Raw genomic sequence first — 16,783 nt, forward strand, 5'->3', positions numbered from 1 at the left:
AGGTGCCGCGGCGGGCGGACGACGCGCGAGGGAGCGGCTCGCGCGTCAACCTGCGTTACGAACAGGCCTTGCCGTGCGATGCGTGATAGCCCTTCGCCTTCGCGTCGGCTTCCGACATGTAGCTGCCGTGCTTCGTCTTGCCGTAGTACTTGTCGGTCGAGCAGTGATAGACCTTCGTGCTGTCGTTGGCCCACACCTTGCCCGGGCCGCCGCCCGGCGCTGCGGCCGCGGTCGCTGCGGTCGTTGCAGCTGCGCTCTTCGCCGGCGCGGTGCCCGATGCGGGGGCTGCCGAGGCGGCCATGACCGGCGCGGCGGCCGGTGCGCTCGCGGCGGCCGCCGACGATGCGCCGTACCAGGTCTTCACTCCCTTGTGGCCCGCGCATGCGCCCTTCTTCGACGCGCCCGAGTAGAACGAGCCGTCCTTGCACAGACCGGTCGTGCCGGCCGGCGCGCTGGCCGGAACCTGCGCGAATGCACCGATCGACAACCCCATGCCGGCGACCAGCGCGGCGATCAACATCGTCTTTTTCATAGTCCTCTCCTGATTTGCCTGAATAAAGAATGCGTTCCGGGGATCCCCGGGAAAGTCGCGATTACCGCACCCAGCGGCACACGCGATGGTGGTGATGATCGACGTGGCACACACGGTGCGAATGCGCTTCGGCCAGTGCCGGAGCAAGGACGGCACATGCCACTGCGGTGGCCGTCAGGATCTTCGCGATGCGCTTCATGAAACTCTCCCGGGTAAGTCAACCGGTGATCCGGCTGGTACCTCCTTAACGCCGGTCGTCGACAGGCCGTGCACCGCATCCACTCGCAATTGACGATCTTTGACATCGCGGCGCCATCAACGCATCGAAGCTGACGAATGTCTTTCTTTTCTTTCCGGATCTTCAGCTCCGCGACCCTTCGGAATTCGAAAGAATGTGAAGCAGGGAAAGCGGATCGCACGGCAACCTCCGTGGAAGGCCCAACAAAAAACCGCCCGAGGGCGGTTTGTCACAAACGAGCGTTCCGATGATGCATGCGTCGGGGAACCAGGCAGCTACGCCCCCGCCTCTCCCCACGGTGTCGGCGGCGGCACCGCGCACGGCCCTTCGACATCGATCGACTTGAAATCGGCGGGCCCGACGATCTCGAGATACTCCATGTCCGGCGAATAGTCGAACAGGTAGTGGACGATCCCCGGCGCCTGATGCACGCAGTCGCCCGCGCTGACCAGCGTCTCCCGTTCGCCGTACATGAAGCGCGCCCAGCCCTTCAGCATGATCACGATATGGAACTCGGCCTCGTGACGGTGCCAGCCGGTGCCCGCCTCCGGTGCATGATTCGCCCTGACGAGTTGCGCGACGACCTTGCCGTTCGTCGCGGCCGCGATGCCGAGATCGCGGTACAGGAAGAAGTCGCGCAGGCCTTCGCCGCGATACGCGGTGTCCTGCGGCTTCACATGGGAAAAAGCGGTGGGGGTCGGTGTGCTCATCGCGCTGCTCCTTCATCGAAAGGATCCCGCGTGACAAGCATTTAGCGTTCCAGTGTGCGACAGCGCGAAGCCGCGCCCGATCGCTACCGCTTGCGCCGCTTCCCGGTCAGCAGCGTCTGCGCGATCACCGCGAGCAGCAGGAACGCGCCGCTCGCGAGGTTCTGGTAGTACGGGCTCAACGTCCCGACCTGGTTGATCACGTTCTCGATCACGCCGAGCAGCAGCACGCCCGCGAGCGGACCGAACAGCGTGCCGACGCCGCCCGTCAGCAGCACGCCGCCGATCACCGCCGCCGCGATCGACTGCAGCTCGTAGCTGTTGCCTGCGCCCGGCAGCCCCGAATCGAGCCGCGACGCGAGCAGCGCACCAGCCAGCCCGGCGAGCGCCCCGCTCAGCCCGTACGTGACGATCTTGAGCCCTTCGACGTTCACGCCGAGCATGCGCGCCGCCTCCTCGTTGCCGCCGATCGCGAACACGCCCGCGCCGTAGCGCGTGTGATTCAGCACGAACGCGGCGACGAGATACGCGACGACCACGATCCACACCAGGTTGCCGATGCCGAACAGCGAGCCGTTCGCGATCGTCGCAAAGAACCCCGGGTTGGCGATCAGCATGTCCTGGCTCGCGAGCACGAGCGACAGCCCTTTCAACCCGAGCAATGCGGCGAGCGTGACGATGAACGGCGCCATCCGCGCCCGCGCGATCAGCCAGCCGTTCGCGAGCCCGACGATCAGCCCCGCGCCAACAGGCGCGACCAGCGCGGCGCCCCAGCCATACGGCGCCGCATACGCGGCGATCACGGTGCCGAGCCCGACGAGCGAGCCGACCGATAGATCGAACCCGCCGAGGATGATCACGAAGCTCTGCCCGATCGTGATCAGCGCAACGAACGCGGCGGCCGCGACGATGTCGAGCAGGTTCGGCGCGCTCAGGAAATGCGGAAACACGCGGCCGGCGATCAGGCACACGAGCACGAGGATCGCGATCGCGCCGCGCGCCTGCACGAGCCGGACAACCTGCGCGCGTCGCGCGCGGCTCGCGTCCTGCGCAGTGTGCGTGGAAATCGGCGCGGTCGACATGTCAGGCTCCCGAGCGCTGCAGGTACAGCGCGCCGAGGATGAACGCGGCCTTCAGGATCTGCGCATAGGTGAAGCTGATGTTGTTCATGATGAAGCTGGCATCGAGCAGTTGCAGCAGCAGCACGCCGAACACGGTGCCGACGATCGACACGCGCCCGCCGGAGAGCGGCGTGCCGCCGATCACCGACGCGGCGATCGCATCGAGTTCGAAGTTCACGCCGACGTAGTTCGGATCGCCCGCACCGAGCCGTGCGGTCGCGAACAGGCCAGCGAGCCCCGCAAGCGCTCCGCTCGCCGCATACACGGCGAGCAACGTGCGCCGTACCGGCACGCCGGCGAGATGCGCGGCATCGCGGCTCGCGCCAACGAGAATCGTGTAGCGCCCGAAGGTCGTATTGCGCACGACGAAGAACACGATCGCCGCGCAAGCGAGCGCGATCAGCATCACGACCGGCAACCCTAAAAACGACCCGATGCCGATGAAATCGAACGCATCGGAAGGCGGCAGGCTCACGCGCGAACCGCCGAGCAATGCCTGTGCAAGCCCACGCGCGGCAACCAGCAACGCCAGCCCGGAAATCAGCGGATCGATGCCGAGCCGCGCGACGAGCCCGCCGTTGAAGAGGCCGACCGCGAGCCCGATCGCAATCGCCGCGGCGAACGCGGCGCCCGTTCCGTACGGCAAACACACGGCAATGATCGCGCTCGACAGCGCCATCACCGACCCGACCGACAGGTCGATCCCTCGCGTCGCGATCGCGAGGTTCTGCCCGAGCGCGATCAGCACGATCGGCGCGGCCTGGAACAGCAGGCTGCGCGCGGCGAGCGGATTCGAGAACCCGGGCGTGACGATCAGGTTGAAGACCGCGAGCGCGATGAACGCGAGATACACGCTGTGGTCGCGCGCCTGCACGAACAGCGAGCGGCGCGACGTGCGGCGTGCGCCTTCCGGTTCGCTCATCAGGTTGGCTAGATTCACGCTTTCCTCATTCTCTGGTCGATGTCAGGCGCGTTACGCCTGGTTCGCGAGCAGCGCGGTCACGTCGTCGGGGCTCGCGCCACGCGTCGACAGCTCGCCGCTCGTCGCGCCTTCATGCAGGATCACGAGCCGGTCGGCCAGCTCGAGCAGTTCTTCCATCTCCGACGATGTCGCGACCACCGCCAGCCCCGCATCGGCGAGCCGTTTGACGAGGTCGTGCACTTCCGCCTTCGCGCCGACGTCGATGCCGCGCGTCGGATCGTCGAGCAGCAGCACCGTCGGCTCGGTCGACAGGCAGCGCGCGATCAGCGCCTTCTGCTGGTTGCCGCCGGACAGCGTCGAGATCGGCGCGCCCGCGTGCGACGTCTTGATGCCCAGCTCGCGGATATAGCGTTCGACGAGCGCCTCCTGCTTGCGCACGGAAATGAAGCCGAACCGCGCGATACGCGGCAGCACGCACACGACGATGTTCTCGCGCACCGACAGCTTCGAGAAAATGCCTTCCGAGCGGCGATCCTCGGACAGGAACGCGAGCCCCGCGCGAATCGCGCGTGCCGGGTCCGCGCCGTCGAGTGCATGTCCGCCTACACGCACCGCGCCGCCGTCCGGCTGCTGCGCGCCGAACACGGCCTTGAAGGTTTCGGTGCGGCCCGCGCCGAGCAAGCCCGCGAGCCCGACGATTTCCTTCGGCGCGACACGGAACGTCACGTCGCGCAGGCGCGTGCCCCAGCGCAAGCCGTCGACGGCGAGCGCCGGTGTCTGCGTCGTATCGGCAGCGGCCGCTTCCGCCTGTTCGCGTGGGCCGTGCGCGCCAACCTCGCGGCCGAGCATCGCCGAGATCAGCGCCATACGCGGCAGCCGGTCGGGCGTATCGCTGCGCACGACCGCGCCATCGCGCAGCACGGTTAGCCGGTCGCACATCCGGTAGCACTCGGACAAGCGATGGCTCACCAGCACGATCGCGATGCCCGTCGCGCGCAGTTGATCGACGACACCGAACAGCACCTCGACTTCCGCCCCGCTCAGCGCCGACGTCGGTTCGTCGAGAATCAGCACGCGCGCACCGAGCGACACGCCGCGCGCGATCGACACCATCTGCTGCTGGCCGAGCCCGAGCGACCCGACTTTGTCGGCTGGATCGACCGCGAGCCCGTAGCGCTCGACGATTTCGCGCGTGCGCGCCAGCATCTCGCGCCGGTCGATCCACGGGCCGAAGCGGCGCGGCTCGTGACCGAGAAAGATGTTCTCGGCCACGCTGCGTTCGGGGATCAGGTTGATTTCCTGGTAGACCGCGCAGATGCCCGCACGCTGCGCGGCCCGCGGACTGTCGAACGAGACGGGTGCGCCGTCGACGCGGATCTCGCCCGCATCGGGCTGGTGGAAGCCGGTGAGGATCTTGATCAGCGTCGACTTGCCCGCGCCGTTCTCGCCCATCAGTCCGTGCACCTCGCCCGCGCGCAGCGTCAGCGATACGCCGTTGAGTGCGCGCACGACCCCGAAAGTCTTGCCGACGCCGCGCGTCTCGAGCACGACGGGCTGCGCGTCACCGCCGTCGGCGGCATCGGTTGCGGCGGGAAGCTGTGCGTCCATCGCGCCTCGCGTTCAGGGTGGCGCGTTTGCGCGCCGGTCGATCGACAGGTCAGTAGACGAGGTTCGCTTCGAGCGAATGCTTCGCGTTCGCCTTGTCGTACAGCGCGTCGTCCATGATCTGCTTCTGCGCAACCGGCTTGCCGGCGAACCATGCTTCGAGCGACTTGAACGCGAGCGGGCCGAAGCGCGGGTTCGTCTCGACGCTCGCGGCCGCCGAGCCGTTCGCGATCGCGGTGACGAAATCCTTCGTGCCGTCGATCGACACGACCGTCACGCCGCGCTGCTTGCCGGCCTGCCGCAGTGCCGTCATCGCGCCGAGCGCCATCGTGTCGGCCTGCGCGTAGACGGCGGTCACGTCCGGATGCGCGAGCAGCACCTGCTCCATCACCTTCTGCGCTTCGGTGGCCGACCAGTTCGCCGTCTGCGATGCGACGATCTTCATGTTCGGGAATTTCTTCAGGCCGTCGGCGAAGCCGTCGGTGCGCTGGCTCTCGACCGTATTGCCGTAGCCGCCCTGGATCTCGGCGATCGTGGCTTTGCCGCCCGTCGCATCGGCAAGCGCCTGCGCGGCGCGCTGCCCTTGCCGGAAGAAGTCGGAACCGAGGAACGTGATGAAATCCTGGCACGGCGTGCCGGCGGTCTGCCGGTCGATCGTCACGACCGGGATGCCCTTCGCGCGCGCCTGCGCGAGCGCGGGCTGCAGGCCGGTCGAATCGTTCGGCGCGACGATCAGCGCCTGCGCGCCCTGGTTGATCATGCTTTCGATGTCGGCGACCTGTTTCGCCTGGTTCGCGTTCGCATTCGTATACAGCAGCCGCTTGACGCCGGCCGCCTTCGCCGCCGCCCGCACCGACGCGGTTTCGGTCGCGCGGAACGGGTTCTGCTCGTTCTCCGACTGCGAGAAGCCGACCACGAGATCGCTCAACTTCACGCTGCCCGGCTTCGGGTTCGTGCAGGTCTGCGCGGAGCTGGACCCGACCTTCTGCGCATTGTCCTGCGCCTGCGCGATCGCGACGCATCCGAGCGTCACACCCATCGTCACCACGATACGTTGCAGCTTTGCACGGCTCGGCATCATCGTCTCCAAGTGTTGTGATCGGTCCGCACGCCGTCGCACATGGCTGGCATCGGCCTCACGAACTAATATTATTACTCGATATTATCGCCCGCCCGACTCGGGATAATCCCGTACCGCCGCACCCGTCAGGCGGGGCCCGGCGTCCACCGCAACGTCGCCTGCAGCGATTCGCCGGGCGCCAGCACGCAGCCGCCGACGAGCGATGCAGGTTCCTTCGCATTGAAGCTGTCCGTCGTGTTCGTGACGGGCTCGACGCACAGCGCGTCGGCGCCGGCCGGTGCGTACACGACGAGCTGGTCGAACGGCCGCTCGGCCCGCAGCACGACCTGGCGACCGCGCTCCGGCCAGATCACCGCGGCTTCGCGTGACCAGCCGACGAAATTGTTGTCGAGATCGAACGCGTCGGCCGGCATCCCGTTGCGCAGTGCGTCGACGGCAGGATGCGCGCCGACGTGGAGCGGCAGCACATCCGCATCGGCGTGCCACATCGCATCGACGTGCGCCTTCACGACGGTGTGCGGCGTGCGCAGGTAATACGGGTGATGGCCCATGCCGAACGGCATCGGTAACGCGCCGAGGTTGCGCGCAGAGAGCGTGATCGACAGCGCATCGCCGTCGAGCCGGATCGACTGGCGCGCCTCGTAATGGAATGGCCAGTCGCCGGCGCGGCCCGCTTCAGGACGATGCTCGAAATGCAGGTCGACCTGCGTGTCGTCGAGCCGTTCGACCTGCCAAGGCCGCCGCCAGCCGTGGCCGTGCAGCGCATGACGGTACGCATCGTCCGGGCCGGACAGGTCGATCGTGCGGCCGTCGAAGTCGAACTTCGCGTCGCGGATGCGGTTGCAGTACGGAAACAGCGGAAAGCTCGCCATGCCGAGCGGATCGCCGCTCGCGAGCGCCGCGTCGGTAGCCGGCCGGAACCAGTGTCGCGGGCCGTCGGGCGCGGCTTCGTAGTACGCGGCGATCGAGCCGCCGGCCTGCGGCGCGACGCTCACGCGGGTCGCGCCACTGGCGAGTTCGATCAGGTCGGCGTTGCGGGGCGTTCCCATCGGCATCGTTCATCCCGGGATGACACTGGCGACCCCGCCGGCCGAATTGCTGCGCCTGGCCGCGGGCATGTGCGGCAAAGCATGGCACGGTGCGGCACGCGCGGTCAATAATATTTGTTGATATTATTATCTGGGAAACGGCAGCCCCGGCGGGCCACGCGTAAAGCTTGATTGCCGGCCCGGTTGGCCGATGTTACCGTCGGTCAGATTGATCCGACCCGCTGTTTATCGCCGTCGTTATTTGTTCATCCTGTCGAGGCCGGACCGCGCTCCTACCGTGAAACGCTCTACTCAACGTCGCCCCACGATGACCGACATCGCCAAGCTTGCCGGCGTGTCGCAATCCACCGTCTCCCTCGTGCTGAACAACGCGGCGGGCACGAAATTCTCGGACGCCACGCGCGACAAGGTCGTGAAGATCGCGCAAGAGCTCGGCTACCGCTTCCTGCCGCGCGAAGTGGCGATGACGCACGACGGCGAGCGCGACCTGATCGTCTATCTCGCCGACGAAATCTCGACGAGCCCGCACCCGGTCGTCAACATCGACGGCGCGCGCGACGCGGCCTATGCGAACGGCAAGCTGCTCGCCGTGTACTCGACGCACGGCAACGTCGACATCGAGCGCCAGGTGCTCGAATCCGTGCTCGCGATGCCGAACCTGCTCGGCGTCGTCTATGCGACCGTCTACACGCGCAAGGTCACGTTGCCGTCCGAACTGCTGCGCGTGCCGGCCGTGCTGCTCAACTGCTATACGGCGGAAAGCGGGCTGTCGTCGATCGTGCCGGCCGAAGTCGCGGGCGGCCATGCGGCCACCGAATACCTGCTGCGCGCGGGCCACCGGCGCATCGGCTACATCAACGGCGAGCCGTGGCAAGACGCCGCGAAGGACCGCCTGAAGGGCTATCGCACCGCGCTCGCGACGGCCGACATCCCGTTCGCGCCGGAACTCGTGCGCGACGGCGACTGGGGTTCGGATACCGGCTTCGAGCAGACGCTGTCGCTGCTGCGCGAGCCGCATCCGCCCACCGCGATCTTCTGCGCGAACGACCTGATGGCGCTCGGCGCGATCGAGGCCGTCAAGCATCTGGGGATGCGCGTGCCCGACGACGTGTCGGTGCTCGGCTACGACGACCAGGAAATCGCGCGACACACACACCCGCCGCTGTCGACGATCGTGTTGCCGAACTACGAGCTCGGCCGCTGGGCGGTCGAGATCCTGCTGCAGGAAGAGCAGAACCGCGCGGTCGGGATGCCCGTACGCCGTCGCGCGATCAAGCTCGACGGGCCGCTGGTCGAGCGCGGGTCGGTGCGCGCCGTCGAGACGGTCACGCAGTCGGCGAACGCGTAAACCCCTCCTCCTCCTCTGAACAGGGCTCGGGCAGCGCATGCGCTGCCCGTTCTTCGTGTTGTGCTGTACGCCCTCCATTCATCCCCGGCCATTACCCCGCCCGGCTCACCCGCGAGCCAATGCCAGCTTCAGGGTAAACACCATCACTAAATTATTAGTAATAATTTCAAAGCATTTCTATACTTGCGTCGGCGTCGGGCACAACCCCGCGCCACGACACAGCAGCACGACGAGACGGTGACCGGAAGCGAATGCGCGCGAACCCGCCGCGCTGCCCGCTCCGCCCGTCCGCACCTCACACGTCTACCGTCCCGCGACGCTTCCTGTCCGGACACCGCTTCATCCGCATCGAGTCACCAGTCGTCCGCTTCTCCTCATTGATCCGGAGTCCAGAATGACTATCACGTCTCGTCTCAAGCCCGCCGCGCTCGCGGTCGTCATCGTGCTCGCGTCGTGCGGCGGCGATGATTCATCCGCACCATCGGCCTCGGCGCTCGCCGCACGCTCGTCCATCGACGCCGCGTCGAGCGACAGTGCCGCCACCACTGCCGCCGCCTCCAGCGATTTCATGAACACGGGCTACGGCGGCCCGTCGCGTTTCCCGAACCAGCTCGTCACGCTCGGCCTGCCGGGGCCGACGCCCGCGTTACGCGTGTCGTCGCGCGGCGTCCCACCGTATGCACCGCCGGCTCCGCCCGTCGCAACCGACACGCAAACGCTGACGCTCGCCGACTTCGATACCTACGGCCCGGCCTGGACGAGCGGCGCCGGCAACACGATCCAGATCAGCGGCACGAGCACGGACGGCGCGAAGCTCGTCACGAACGCGCAGCATCCGGCCTACGGCCACGCGTCGTATGAAGCGGACGTCACGATCGGCGCACCGGCGCCGGGCGCGACCACCGCGAACGCGGGCTTCATCGTGCACGTGACGAACCCGACGGTCGGCACCGACGCGCTGACGGGCTATTACATCGGGCTCGATGCGGTGCGCCACGTGGTGCAGGTCGGCCGCGAACAGGACAACTGGACCGACTTCATCGACTACCCGGCGCCCGCGGTCGTCGCGGGTAGCACGCATCACCTGAAGGTCGTCACGCGCAACAACGCGATCGACGTGTACGTGGACGGCACGCAGGTGATCAGCATCAACGACGCGACAAGCGGCCTGACGACCGCATTGCGCGCGGGCGCGTTCGGGCTGCGCCGCTTCGGCGCGAGCGTCGCGTTCAGCAACGTGACGGTCAGCCGCTATCCGGACGTCGCGCCGAAAACCTACGACTTCTCGCGCGTGGTCGGCGCCGTGTACAACCCGTGGAATGCGGTCAACGCGATCGACTTCTGGGAGAACTACGATCCGGCCATCGTCGACCGCGAGCTCGACTACGCGCAGACGTACGGGATGAACACGATCACCGTGTACCTGCACTACCTGAACTGGGTCAACGATCGCGACGCATTCCTCGCGAAGTTCGACAGCCTGCTCGGCATCGCCGCGCGCCACGGGCTGAAGGTCGCGCCGATCTTCTACGACGACTGCTGGCACGTCGATCCCGCGTACGGTCCGCAGGCCGCGCCGATCTTCGGCGTGCACAACAGCCGCTGGGTGCAGTCGCCCGGGCAGTCGGTCGAGCAGCAGTATCTGCAGCCGATCGCGGCCGGCACATCGACCACCTACAAGCAGGACCTGCAGCACTACATCGCCGACTTTGTGTCCGCGCACCGCAACGATCCGCGCATCCTGTACTGGGAACCGATGAACGAGCCGGGCTGCAGCGGCAACGGCGCGTTGCAGCCGACCCGCGCGCTGATGATGAACGACGCGCGCATCGCGATCCTCAATGCGGGCGCGACGCAGCCGATCAATTCGCCGAACGTGCAGGAACCGGAAGGCGACTACTTCTCCGATTTCCACGCGTTCCATCCGTACGCGAAGAATGCGACGACGCCCGACTACTCGCTACCGCCGAGCCTGCTCGACAGCCTGAATTCGGAAACGCTGCAGCGTGGCTGGCCGGGCGGCCAGGCGGGACAGACGATGGCCGGTATTGCCGGCACCTACGGCGGCAAGACGGGCTTCCTCGTGTGGGAACTGATGATCGGCCGCACGAATACGCGCTTCCACTGGGGGCAGACGGCGTCCGCGCCCGCGACCGTCGAACCGGCGACGCCGTTCCAGGGCACGCTCTACCCCGACGGCCACCCGTGGAGCACGGACGAGGTGCAGGCGCTCGCGAGCGCATTCAGCTCGAGGCTGCGCGTGCTGAACGCGACGTACTACAACGACACGACGTTCACGACGCCGGTGTTCTCGTCGATCACGCCACTGGTCGATTTCGACCTGAACACCGAGCGCGGCACCGATTCGCCGGATGCGTCGAAGGGGATGAATGCGACGAACTATGCGATCCGCTGGACCGGCGCGCTCGACATTCCGAAGGCCGACAACTACACGTTCAGCGTGACGAGCGACAACGTCGCGCGCGTGTGGATCGACGGCCGCAAGGTGATCGACAAGGAACAGCCGGGGCTCGCGACCGCGAAGGGCCGCATTCACCTGACGCAGAAGCGGAACGTGCCGATCCGCGTCGAGTACGTGCATGCGAGCGGGCCCGCCAGCATGCATCTGCAATGGTCGAGCCCGAGCGCGGGCCGCGACAATCTGGTGCGTGTTGCGCAGCGGCCTTTGACGGACGCGCTTGCGCAACAGTAGGCGTCGTTCGCATCAACGCCCGTGGCGCCCTTGCGGCGTCACGGGCGCTAAGGCAATGCTCACGCTCGACCTTACTTCAACCGCCCCGACAGGAACTGCCCGAGCCGTTCGCTCTTCGGATTCACGAGAATCTCCTGCGGATTCCCTTCTTCCTCGATCTTCCCCTGATGCAGGAAGATCACGTGGTTCGACACGTTGCGCGCGAAGCCCATCTCGTGCGTGACGACGACCATCGTGCGGCCCTCCTCCGCGAGCTTCTGCATCACCTTCAGCACTTCGCCGACGAGTTCCGGATCGAGCGCCGACGTCGGCTCGTCGAACAGCATCACTTCCGGCTCCATCGCGAGCGCGCGTGCAATCGCGACACGCTGCTGCTGGCCGCCCGACAGGTGCGACGGATACATGCCCTCGACACGCGGCGCGAGGCCGACCTTCTCCAGGTACTTGCGCGCCCGTGCGATCGCTTCGTCCTTGCTGACCCCGAGCACGGCCATCGGCGCTTCGATGATGTTCTCGAGCACCGTCATGTGGGCCCACAGGTTGAAGTGCTGGAACACCATCGACAGCTTGGTGCGCATCCGCTGCAGCTGCTTCTGGTCGGCCACGCGCAGCGAGCCGTTGCGGTCGCGCGTGGTCTGGATCGGCTCGCTGCCGATCGTGATCTGCCCCGAACACGGCTGCTCGAGGAAGTTGATGCAGCGCAGGAACGTGCTCTTGCCGGAGCCGCTCGAGCCGATGATGCTGATCACGTCGCCGGCCTTCGCCTTCATCGACACGCCCTTCAACACCTCGTTGTCGCCGAACTTCTTGTGCAGGTTGTCAACGGTAAGCTTGTACATGCTGGGTCCTTCCTTGCGAATCTGCGAATGCATTAATGGCCGCGCGGCGAGAGGTACGCGAGCCAGCGCGTCTCGAGCTTGCGGAACGCCCAGATGAGCGTGAACACGACGACGGCGTACAGCACGGCTGCGATGCCGTAGGCCTGGAACGACATGTACGTCGCCGAATTGACGTCGCGCGTGACCTTCAGGATGTCGGGCACGGTCGCGGTGAACGCGAGCGTCGTCGCGTGCAGCATCAGGATCACTTCGTTGCTGTAGCTCGGCAGCGAGCGGCGCAACGCGGAAGGCAGGATGATCCGCGTATAGAGCTTGAAGCGCGACATCCCGTAGGCCATGCCGGCCTCGATCTCGCCGGCCGACGTCGCCTTGATCGCACCCGCGAAGATCTCGGTGGCATACGCGCATTCGTTCAGCACGAACGCGAGCAGCGTGCAGTTCATCGCGTTGCGGAAGAACGTGTCGAGCAGCACGTGGTTGTGCACGACCTGCAGGCTGTAGATGCCCGTGTAGCACATCAGCAGCTGCACGTAGAGCGGCGTGCCGCGAAACACGTACGTATAGAGCCACACCGGGCCGGAAATCCAGCGGTTCGACGATGCGCGCGCGATCGCGAGCGGCACGGCGAGCGCGAAGCCCAGTGCGATCGACACCACCAGCAGCCACAGCGTGATCGCGAGGCCGCTGAAGCGGTAGCCGTCGGTGTAGAGATAGCTTTGCCAGTACTGGCTGACGAGTTCGATCACAGTGCGAGCCTCCGGACGCCGACGGAATAACGCTTCTCGAGGTGATGCAGCACGACGTTGGACACCGTCGTGATCGCGAGGTAGATCGCGCCTGCAGCCAGCGTGAAGAAGAAGAAATCGAGCGTGCTCTTGCCCGCGTCCTGCGACGCTTTCACGACATCGGCGAGGCCGATGATCGACACGAGCGCGGTGGCTTTCACGAGCACCTGCCAGTTGTTGCCGATGCCGGGCAGCGCGAAGCGCATCATCTGCGGGAACAGGATGCGGCGGAACACGCGCCAGCCGCTCATCCCGTACGCGAAGCCCGCTTCGAGCTGGCCGCGCGGCACCGCGAGGAACGCACCGCGGAACGTCTCGGTGAAGTACGCGCCGTAGATGAAGCCGAGCGTGATGACGCCGGCCACGAACGGATCGATGTCGATCTGGTCCCAGCCGAGCATGTCGGTGACGTTGTTCAGCAGGATCTGGATCCCGTAAAACAGCAGCAGCATCAGCACGAGGTCCGGCACCGCGCGGATCAGCGTCGTGTAGAAGGTGCCGATCGACTTGAGCATGCGGTTCGTCGACAGTTTCGCGCTTGCGCCGATGAGGCCCAGCACGAGCGACGCAGCGAGCGACAGCACCGCGAGCTTCACGGTTTCCACCGTGCCGGCCCACAACAGCGGGCCAAATCCTTGGAAGATCATATGAGGGATCCAGAACGATGTGGCTGGATTTTCGACAGCCATTAACCCCGCATCAAACGATATCTGCGCACTACCTGATGCAGCCTGCTCATCAAGTCGGACGCATCACGCGACGCGGGTTGCACCCACGACCGACGCGGCGCGCCCCGCAACCGATGCGCGCCGCATGGACGGTCAGCCGCCGTAGACGTCGAACGCGAAGTACTTCTTCTCGAGCTTCTTGTACGTGCCGTCCTTGATGATGTCGGCGATCGCGTGGTCGATCTTCGCCTTCAGGTCGGCGTCGTCCTTGCGCAGCCCGATGCCGGCGCCGTTGCCGAGCGTCTTCGGATCGTCGATGTCCTTGCCGGCGAATTCGAAGTTCGCACCGCGCGGCGTCTTCAGGAAGCCGATGTCGGCCTGCACCGCGTCCTGCAGCGCCGCGTCGAGGCGGCCCGACATCAGGTCCTGGTACACGCCGTCCTGGTTCTGGTAAGGCACGACCTGCACGCCCTTCGGCGCCCAGTAGGCTTTCGCGTAGGTTTCCTGGATGGTGCCCTGCTCGACACCGACCGACTTGCCCTTCAGCGATTCGGCCGTCGGCTGCAGGTTCGCGCCCTTCTTCGTGACGAGGCGCGTCGGCGTGTTGAACAGCTTGTCGGAGAACGCGATCTGCTCGGCACGCGCCGGCGTCATCGACATCGACGACAGCACGCCGTCGAACTTCTTCGCCTTCAGCGCGGGGATCATCCCGTCGAAGTCGTTCTCGATCCACACGCATTTCGCCTTCAGGCGCGCGCAGATCTCGTTGCCGAGATCGACGTCGAAGCCGACGACCTTGCCGCTTGCGTCCTTCGATTCGAACGGCGGATAGCTGGCGTCGACGCCGAACCGGATCGTCGACCAATCCTTGGCGTGGGCACCGACCGCGATGCAGGCAAGGGCAATACTGAGCGCGAGTTTCTTCATGGCGTTCCTGTCAGAGGCGAACTGGGCAGGGGTCCCGTCGGGCGATTCGCACCGGTGTGGCCGGCACGGCGCCCCGCCGTGAACCCTTCCAACCCGGAAATCGCCCATTCCGGCGACACCCCAAGTTGTACATACAACTTTGCCTTTTCCGCAGGTTAGCCAGCAATCCGTGTTTATCACTAGTTGTCGGCGGATTGTTTCACTAATGGCATTTTTCCTTAATTTTCAATTAATTACGAATTACGACAAGCTAAACAACAGCTTTCTCCACCCGTACGCGCGCCGCCCGGCGCGAGCTTTCACTTGTCTAGACCTGGCAATGCCGCACCGCGCGGCCCGTCCGCCATGCCGACCGTTTCCAGACCGACCAGCCGGTAGCCGAACTGCAACTCGGTCAGCAGGTGTCGCGGGCGCGCCGGCACCGGTTCGAGCTTCTGCCGCAGGTTCGTCATGTACACGCGCACGTAATGCGCACGGTCCGCGTCGTGGATGCCCCAAACCTCGGCCAGCAATTGCCGCGCGGCGATCACACCGCCCCGCGCACGAATCAGCGCGGCGAGCAGCCGGAATTCGAGGCGCGTCAGATGGACCGGCTCGCCGCCGCGCGCGACTTCGTGCTTGCCGAGATCGACCGTCACGTCGCCGAACCGCACGATCGACGACGATTGACCGTCGGCCGATACGAACGCCGCGCGCCGCAACTGCGCGCGTGCCCGCGCGAGCAGTTCGGGCACGCCGAACGGCTTCGGCAGGTAATCGTCCGCGCCCGCATCGAGCGCGGCGACCTTCTCCACTTCCTGCTGCCGCGCCGACAGCACGATCACCGGCACCGTCGACCACTCGCGCAGCTCGCGGATGAAGGTCTTGCCGTCGTCGTCCGGCAGCCCGAGATCGACGATCACGAGATCGGGCTTGCTGCTCGACGCATACATCCGCGCCTCGCGGGCCGTCGACGCCTCGCACGTGTCGAGCCCCTCCTGTTCCAGCGCCATCCGCACGAAACGGCGGATGTCCGATTCGTCCTCGACGATAAGTACGCGCGATCTGATCATGTCCGGCTCTCGTGTTCGATATCGGGCGGCGCGCCCAGGGGCAGGCGAATCTCGAACCGCGCGCCGTGCGGATCGAGCGGCACCGCGCGGATCGAGCCGCCGTGCGCGTTGACGATGCTGCGGCACAGCGCGAGCCCGAGGCCCACGCCGCTGATCGACGATTCCTTGCGTTCGCGTTCGAACGGCTCGAACAGCGGCTCGGTGTTGCGCGCGATGAAGCCGGGCCCGTCGTCCTCGACGAATACGTACAGCGTTTCGCCGAACACGCGGGCACGCACCGCCACGGCCGCGTCCGTTCCCGCGTACTTCGACGCGTTGTCGAGCAGGTTCATCAGCACGCGCTCGATCAGCAGCGCGTCGACGTCGATCAGCGGCAGGTCGGCCGGCAAGTCGGCGCTCACGTCGCGGCCGGCCAGCACGCCGGCCGAATGCGCGAGCGCGCTGCCGACGATCTCGTCGAGCATGTGCCACTCGCGATTCAACCTCACGCCCTCGCTCTGCATGCGTGCGAGATCGAGCAGGTTCACGACGAGCCCGTGCAGCGCTTCGGCCTGGTTGCGGATGCCGTGTGCGAGCGCGGCCGGCTGACCGTCGGCCAGCCGCTCGGGCCGCTCCAGCGTCTCGGCAAGCCCGCGGATCGCGGTCAGCGGCGTCTTCAGGTCGTGCGACACCGCTGCAAGCAGCGCATTGCGCAGCCGCTCGCCTTCGATGCGGACCAGCGTGTGCTGCGCGACGCCGACGTAGTGCACACGTTCGAGCGCCATCGCAATCGACGAGCACAATGCGTCGATCAGGCGGCGATCGTCGGGGTCCGTGGGGACCGGCTGTGCGTCTCCGAACAGCACGAGCACACCGCGTACGCGCATCGGCGCCTTCAGCGGCAGGTACTGCGCGGCCGCGCGCTCGAACGGCGGCAGCCCGCATCCGGCGCTGCGCGCGTTCTCGTAGACCCAGCGGGCGATCGGCGCTTCGACGAAACGTGCGTGCTGCGCCGACGTCAGATGGTCATCCGCATCGGGCAGCACGAGCGCGACGCGCACGCCGAGCAGCAGCGCGATCGTGCCGGTGCAGATCGATGCGATCTGCTCGGTCTCGATCGCGGCCGACAGGTCATGCGCCACGCGCGCAAGCGCTGCCGAGCGCTTCTCGTTCGCGCGCGCAGCCCGCGCCTCCGCGCGCAGGCGCGCCGCGAGCTG

At 66.6% G+C, this 16,783-nt stretch carries 16 protein-coding genes; 2 read left to right on the top strand and 14 right to left on the bottom strand.

Annotation, left to right across the window (positions count from 1 at the left end; all coding sequences use genetic code 11):
• Nucleotides 1–55 precede the first annotated feature (55 nt).
• From G3O00_RS03140 to G3O00_RS03175, 8 genes are all read right to left on the bottom strand, one after another.
• Nucleotides 56–532, bottom strand: coding sequence for a hypothetical protein (locus tag G3O00_RS03140; RefSeq protein ID WP_206142018.1), 477 nt, complete (start codon nucleotides 530–532; stop codon nucleotides 56–58).
• A 61-nt stretch (nucleotides 533–593) separates the two neighbouring features.
• Complete coding sequence (locus G3O00_RS03145; RefSeq protein WP_167316040.1) at nucleotides 594–731, bottom strand: HHHH-motif protein; 138 nt, start codon at nucleotides 729–731, stop codon at nucleotides 594–596.
• A gap of 314 nt (nucleotides 732–1,045) precedes the next feature.
• Nucleotides 1,046–1,480 carry a cupin domain-containing protein gene (locus tag G3O00_RS03150; RefSeq protein WP_174931819.1) on the bottom strand — a complete coding sequence of 145 codons (435 nt, stop codon included), beginning with the start codon at nucleotides 1,478–1,480 and terminating at the stop codon, nucleotides 1,046–1,048.
• An 83-nt stretch (nucleotides 1,481–1,563) separates the two neighbouring features.
• On the bottom strand, nucleotides 1,564–2,559 hold the full coding sequence (locus G3O00_RS03155) for an ABC transporter permease (protein ID WP_206142019.1): 996 nt from the start codon (nucleotides 2,557–2,559) through the stop codon (nucleotides 1,564–1,566).
• A 1-nt stretch (nucleotide 2,560) separates the two neighbouring features.
• A complete protein-coding gene (locus tag G3O00_RS03160; protein ID WP_206142020.1) occupies nucleotides 2,561–3,538 on the bottom strand; it encodes an ABC transporter permease in 978 nt (325 codons plus the stop codon).
• A 33-nt stretch (nucleotides 3,539–3,571) separates the two neighbouring features.
• Entirely contained in the window at nucleotides 3,572–5,128 is a 1,557-nt protein-coding gene (locus tag G3O00_RS03165) for a sugar ABC transporter ATP-binding protein (protein WP_206142021.1), read from the bottom strand.
• 49 nt (nucleotides 5,129–5,177) lie between these two features.
• The gene (locus tag G3O00_RS03170) at nucleotides 5,178–6,206 is read right to left on the bottom strand and encodes an ABC transporter substrate-binding protein (protein WP_081436693.1); all 1,029 of its coding nucleotides are present in this window, start codon (nucleotides 6,204–6,206) and stop codon (nucleotides 5,178–5,180) included.
• Between the two features lie 125 nt (nucleotides 6,207–6,331).
• Nucleotides 6,332–7,261: an aldose 1-epimerase gene (locus G3O00_RS03175; RefSeq protein WP_206142022.1), complete on the bottom strand. Its 930-nt coding sequence runs from the start codon at nucleotides 7,259–7,261 to the stop codon at nucleotides 6,332–6,334.
• 301 nt (nucleotides 7,262–7,562) lie between these two features.
• Here G3O00_RS03175 and G3O00_RS03180 point away from each other — a divergent pair, with 301 nt between their 5' ends.
• Nucleotides 7,563–8,603: a LacI family DNA-binding transcriptional regulator gene (locus G3O00_RS03180; protein WP_011355966.1), complete on the top strand. Its 1,041-nt coding sequence runs from the start codon at nucleotides 7,563–7,565 to the stop codon at nucleotides 8,601–8,603.
• A 394-nt stretch (nucleotides 8,604–8,997) separates the two neighbouring features.
• A complete protein-coding gene (locus G3O00_RS03185) occupies nucleotides 8,998–11,316 on the top strand; it encodes a PA14 domain-containing protein (protein ID WP_206142023.1) in 2,319 nt (772 codons plus the stop codon).
• Nucleotides 11,317–11,387: 71 nt separating this feature from the next.
• On the opposite strand, the gene G3O00_RS03190 is transcribed toward G3O00_RS03185, so the two are convergent.
• The 6 genes from G3O00_RS03190 to G3O00_RS03215 all read right to left on the bottom strand — a co-directional run.
• The gene (locus tag G3O00_RS03190; RefSeq protein WP_041493635.1) at nucleotides 11,388–12,155 is read right to left on the bottom strand and encodes an ATP-binding cassette domain-containing protein; all 768 of its coding nucleotides are present in this window, start codon (nucleotides 12,153–12,155) and stop codon (nucleotides 11,388–11,390) included.
• A gap of 32 nt (nucleotides 12,156–12,187) precedes the next feature.
• Nucleotides 12,188–12,901 carry an ABC transporter permease gene (locus tag G3O00_RS03195; RefSeq protein ID WP_011355969.1) on the bottom strand — a complete coding sequence of 238 codons (714 nt, stop codon included), beginning with the start codon at nucleotides 12,899–12,901 and terminating at the stop codon, nucleotides 12,188–12,190.
• On the bottom strand, nucleotides 12,898–13,587 hold the full coding sequence (locus tag G3O00_RS03200; protein ID WP_041493367.1) for an ABC transporter permease: 690 nt from the start codon (nucleotides 13,585–13,587) through the stop codon (nucleotides 12,898–12,900). Before G3O00_RS03200 ends, G3O00_RS03195 begins: the two co-directional genes overlap by 4 nt.
• A gap of 174 nt (nucleotides 13,588–13,761) precedes the next feature.
• Nucleotides 13,762–14,535 (bottom strand): ABC transporter substrate-binding protein, encoded by a 774-nt coding sequence (locus tag G3O00_RS03205; RefSeq protein ID WP_011355971.1) that lies wholly within the window; start codon nucleotides 14,533–14,535, stop codon nucleotides 13,762–13,764.
• Nucleotides 14,536–14,834: 299 nt separating this feature from the next.
• On the bottom strand, nucleotides 14,835–15,587 hold the full coding sequence (locus G3O00_RS03210; protein ID WP_174931812.1) for a response regulator: 753 nt from the start codon (nucleotides 15,585–15,587) through the stop codon (nucleotides 14,835–14,837).
• Nucleotides 15,584–16,783 (bottom strand): ATP-binding protein (locus tag G3O00_RS03215; RefSeq protein ID WP_206142024.1); only part of this gene is annotated, 1,200 nt, incomplete at its 5' end. The genes G3O00_RS03210 and G3O00_RS03215, both read right to left, overlap by 4 nt.

This window comes from Burkholderia sp. Ac-20384, from assembly GCF_017104605.1.
In the GTDB taxonomy this organism is placed as follows: Bacteria; Pseudomonadota; Gammaproteobacteria; order Burkholderiales; family Burkholderiaceae; genus Burkholderia; species Burkholderia lata.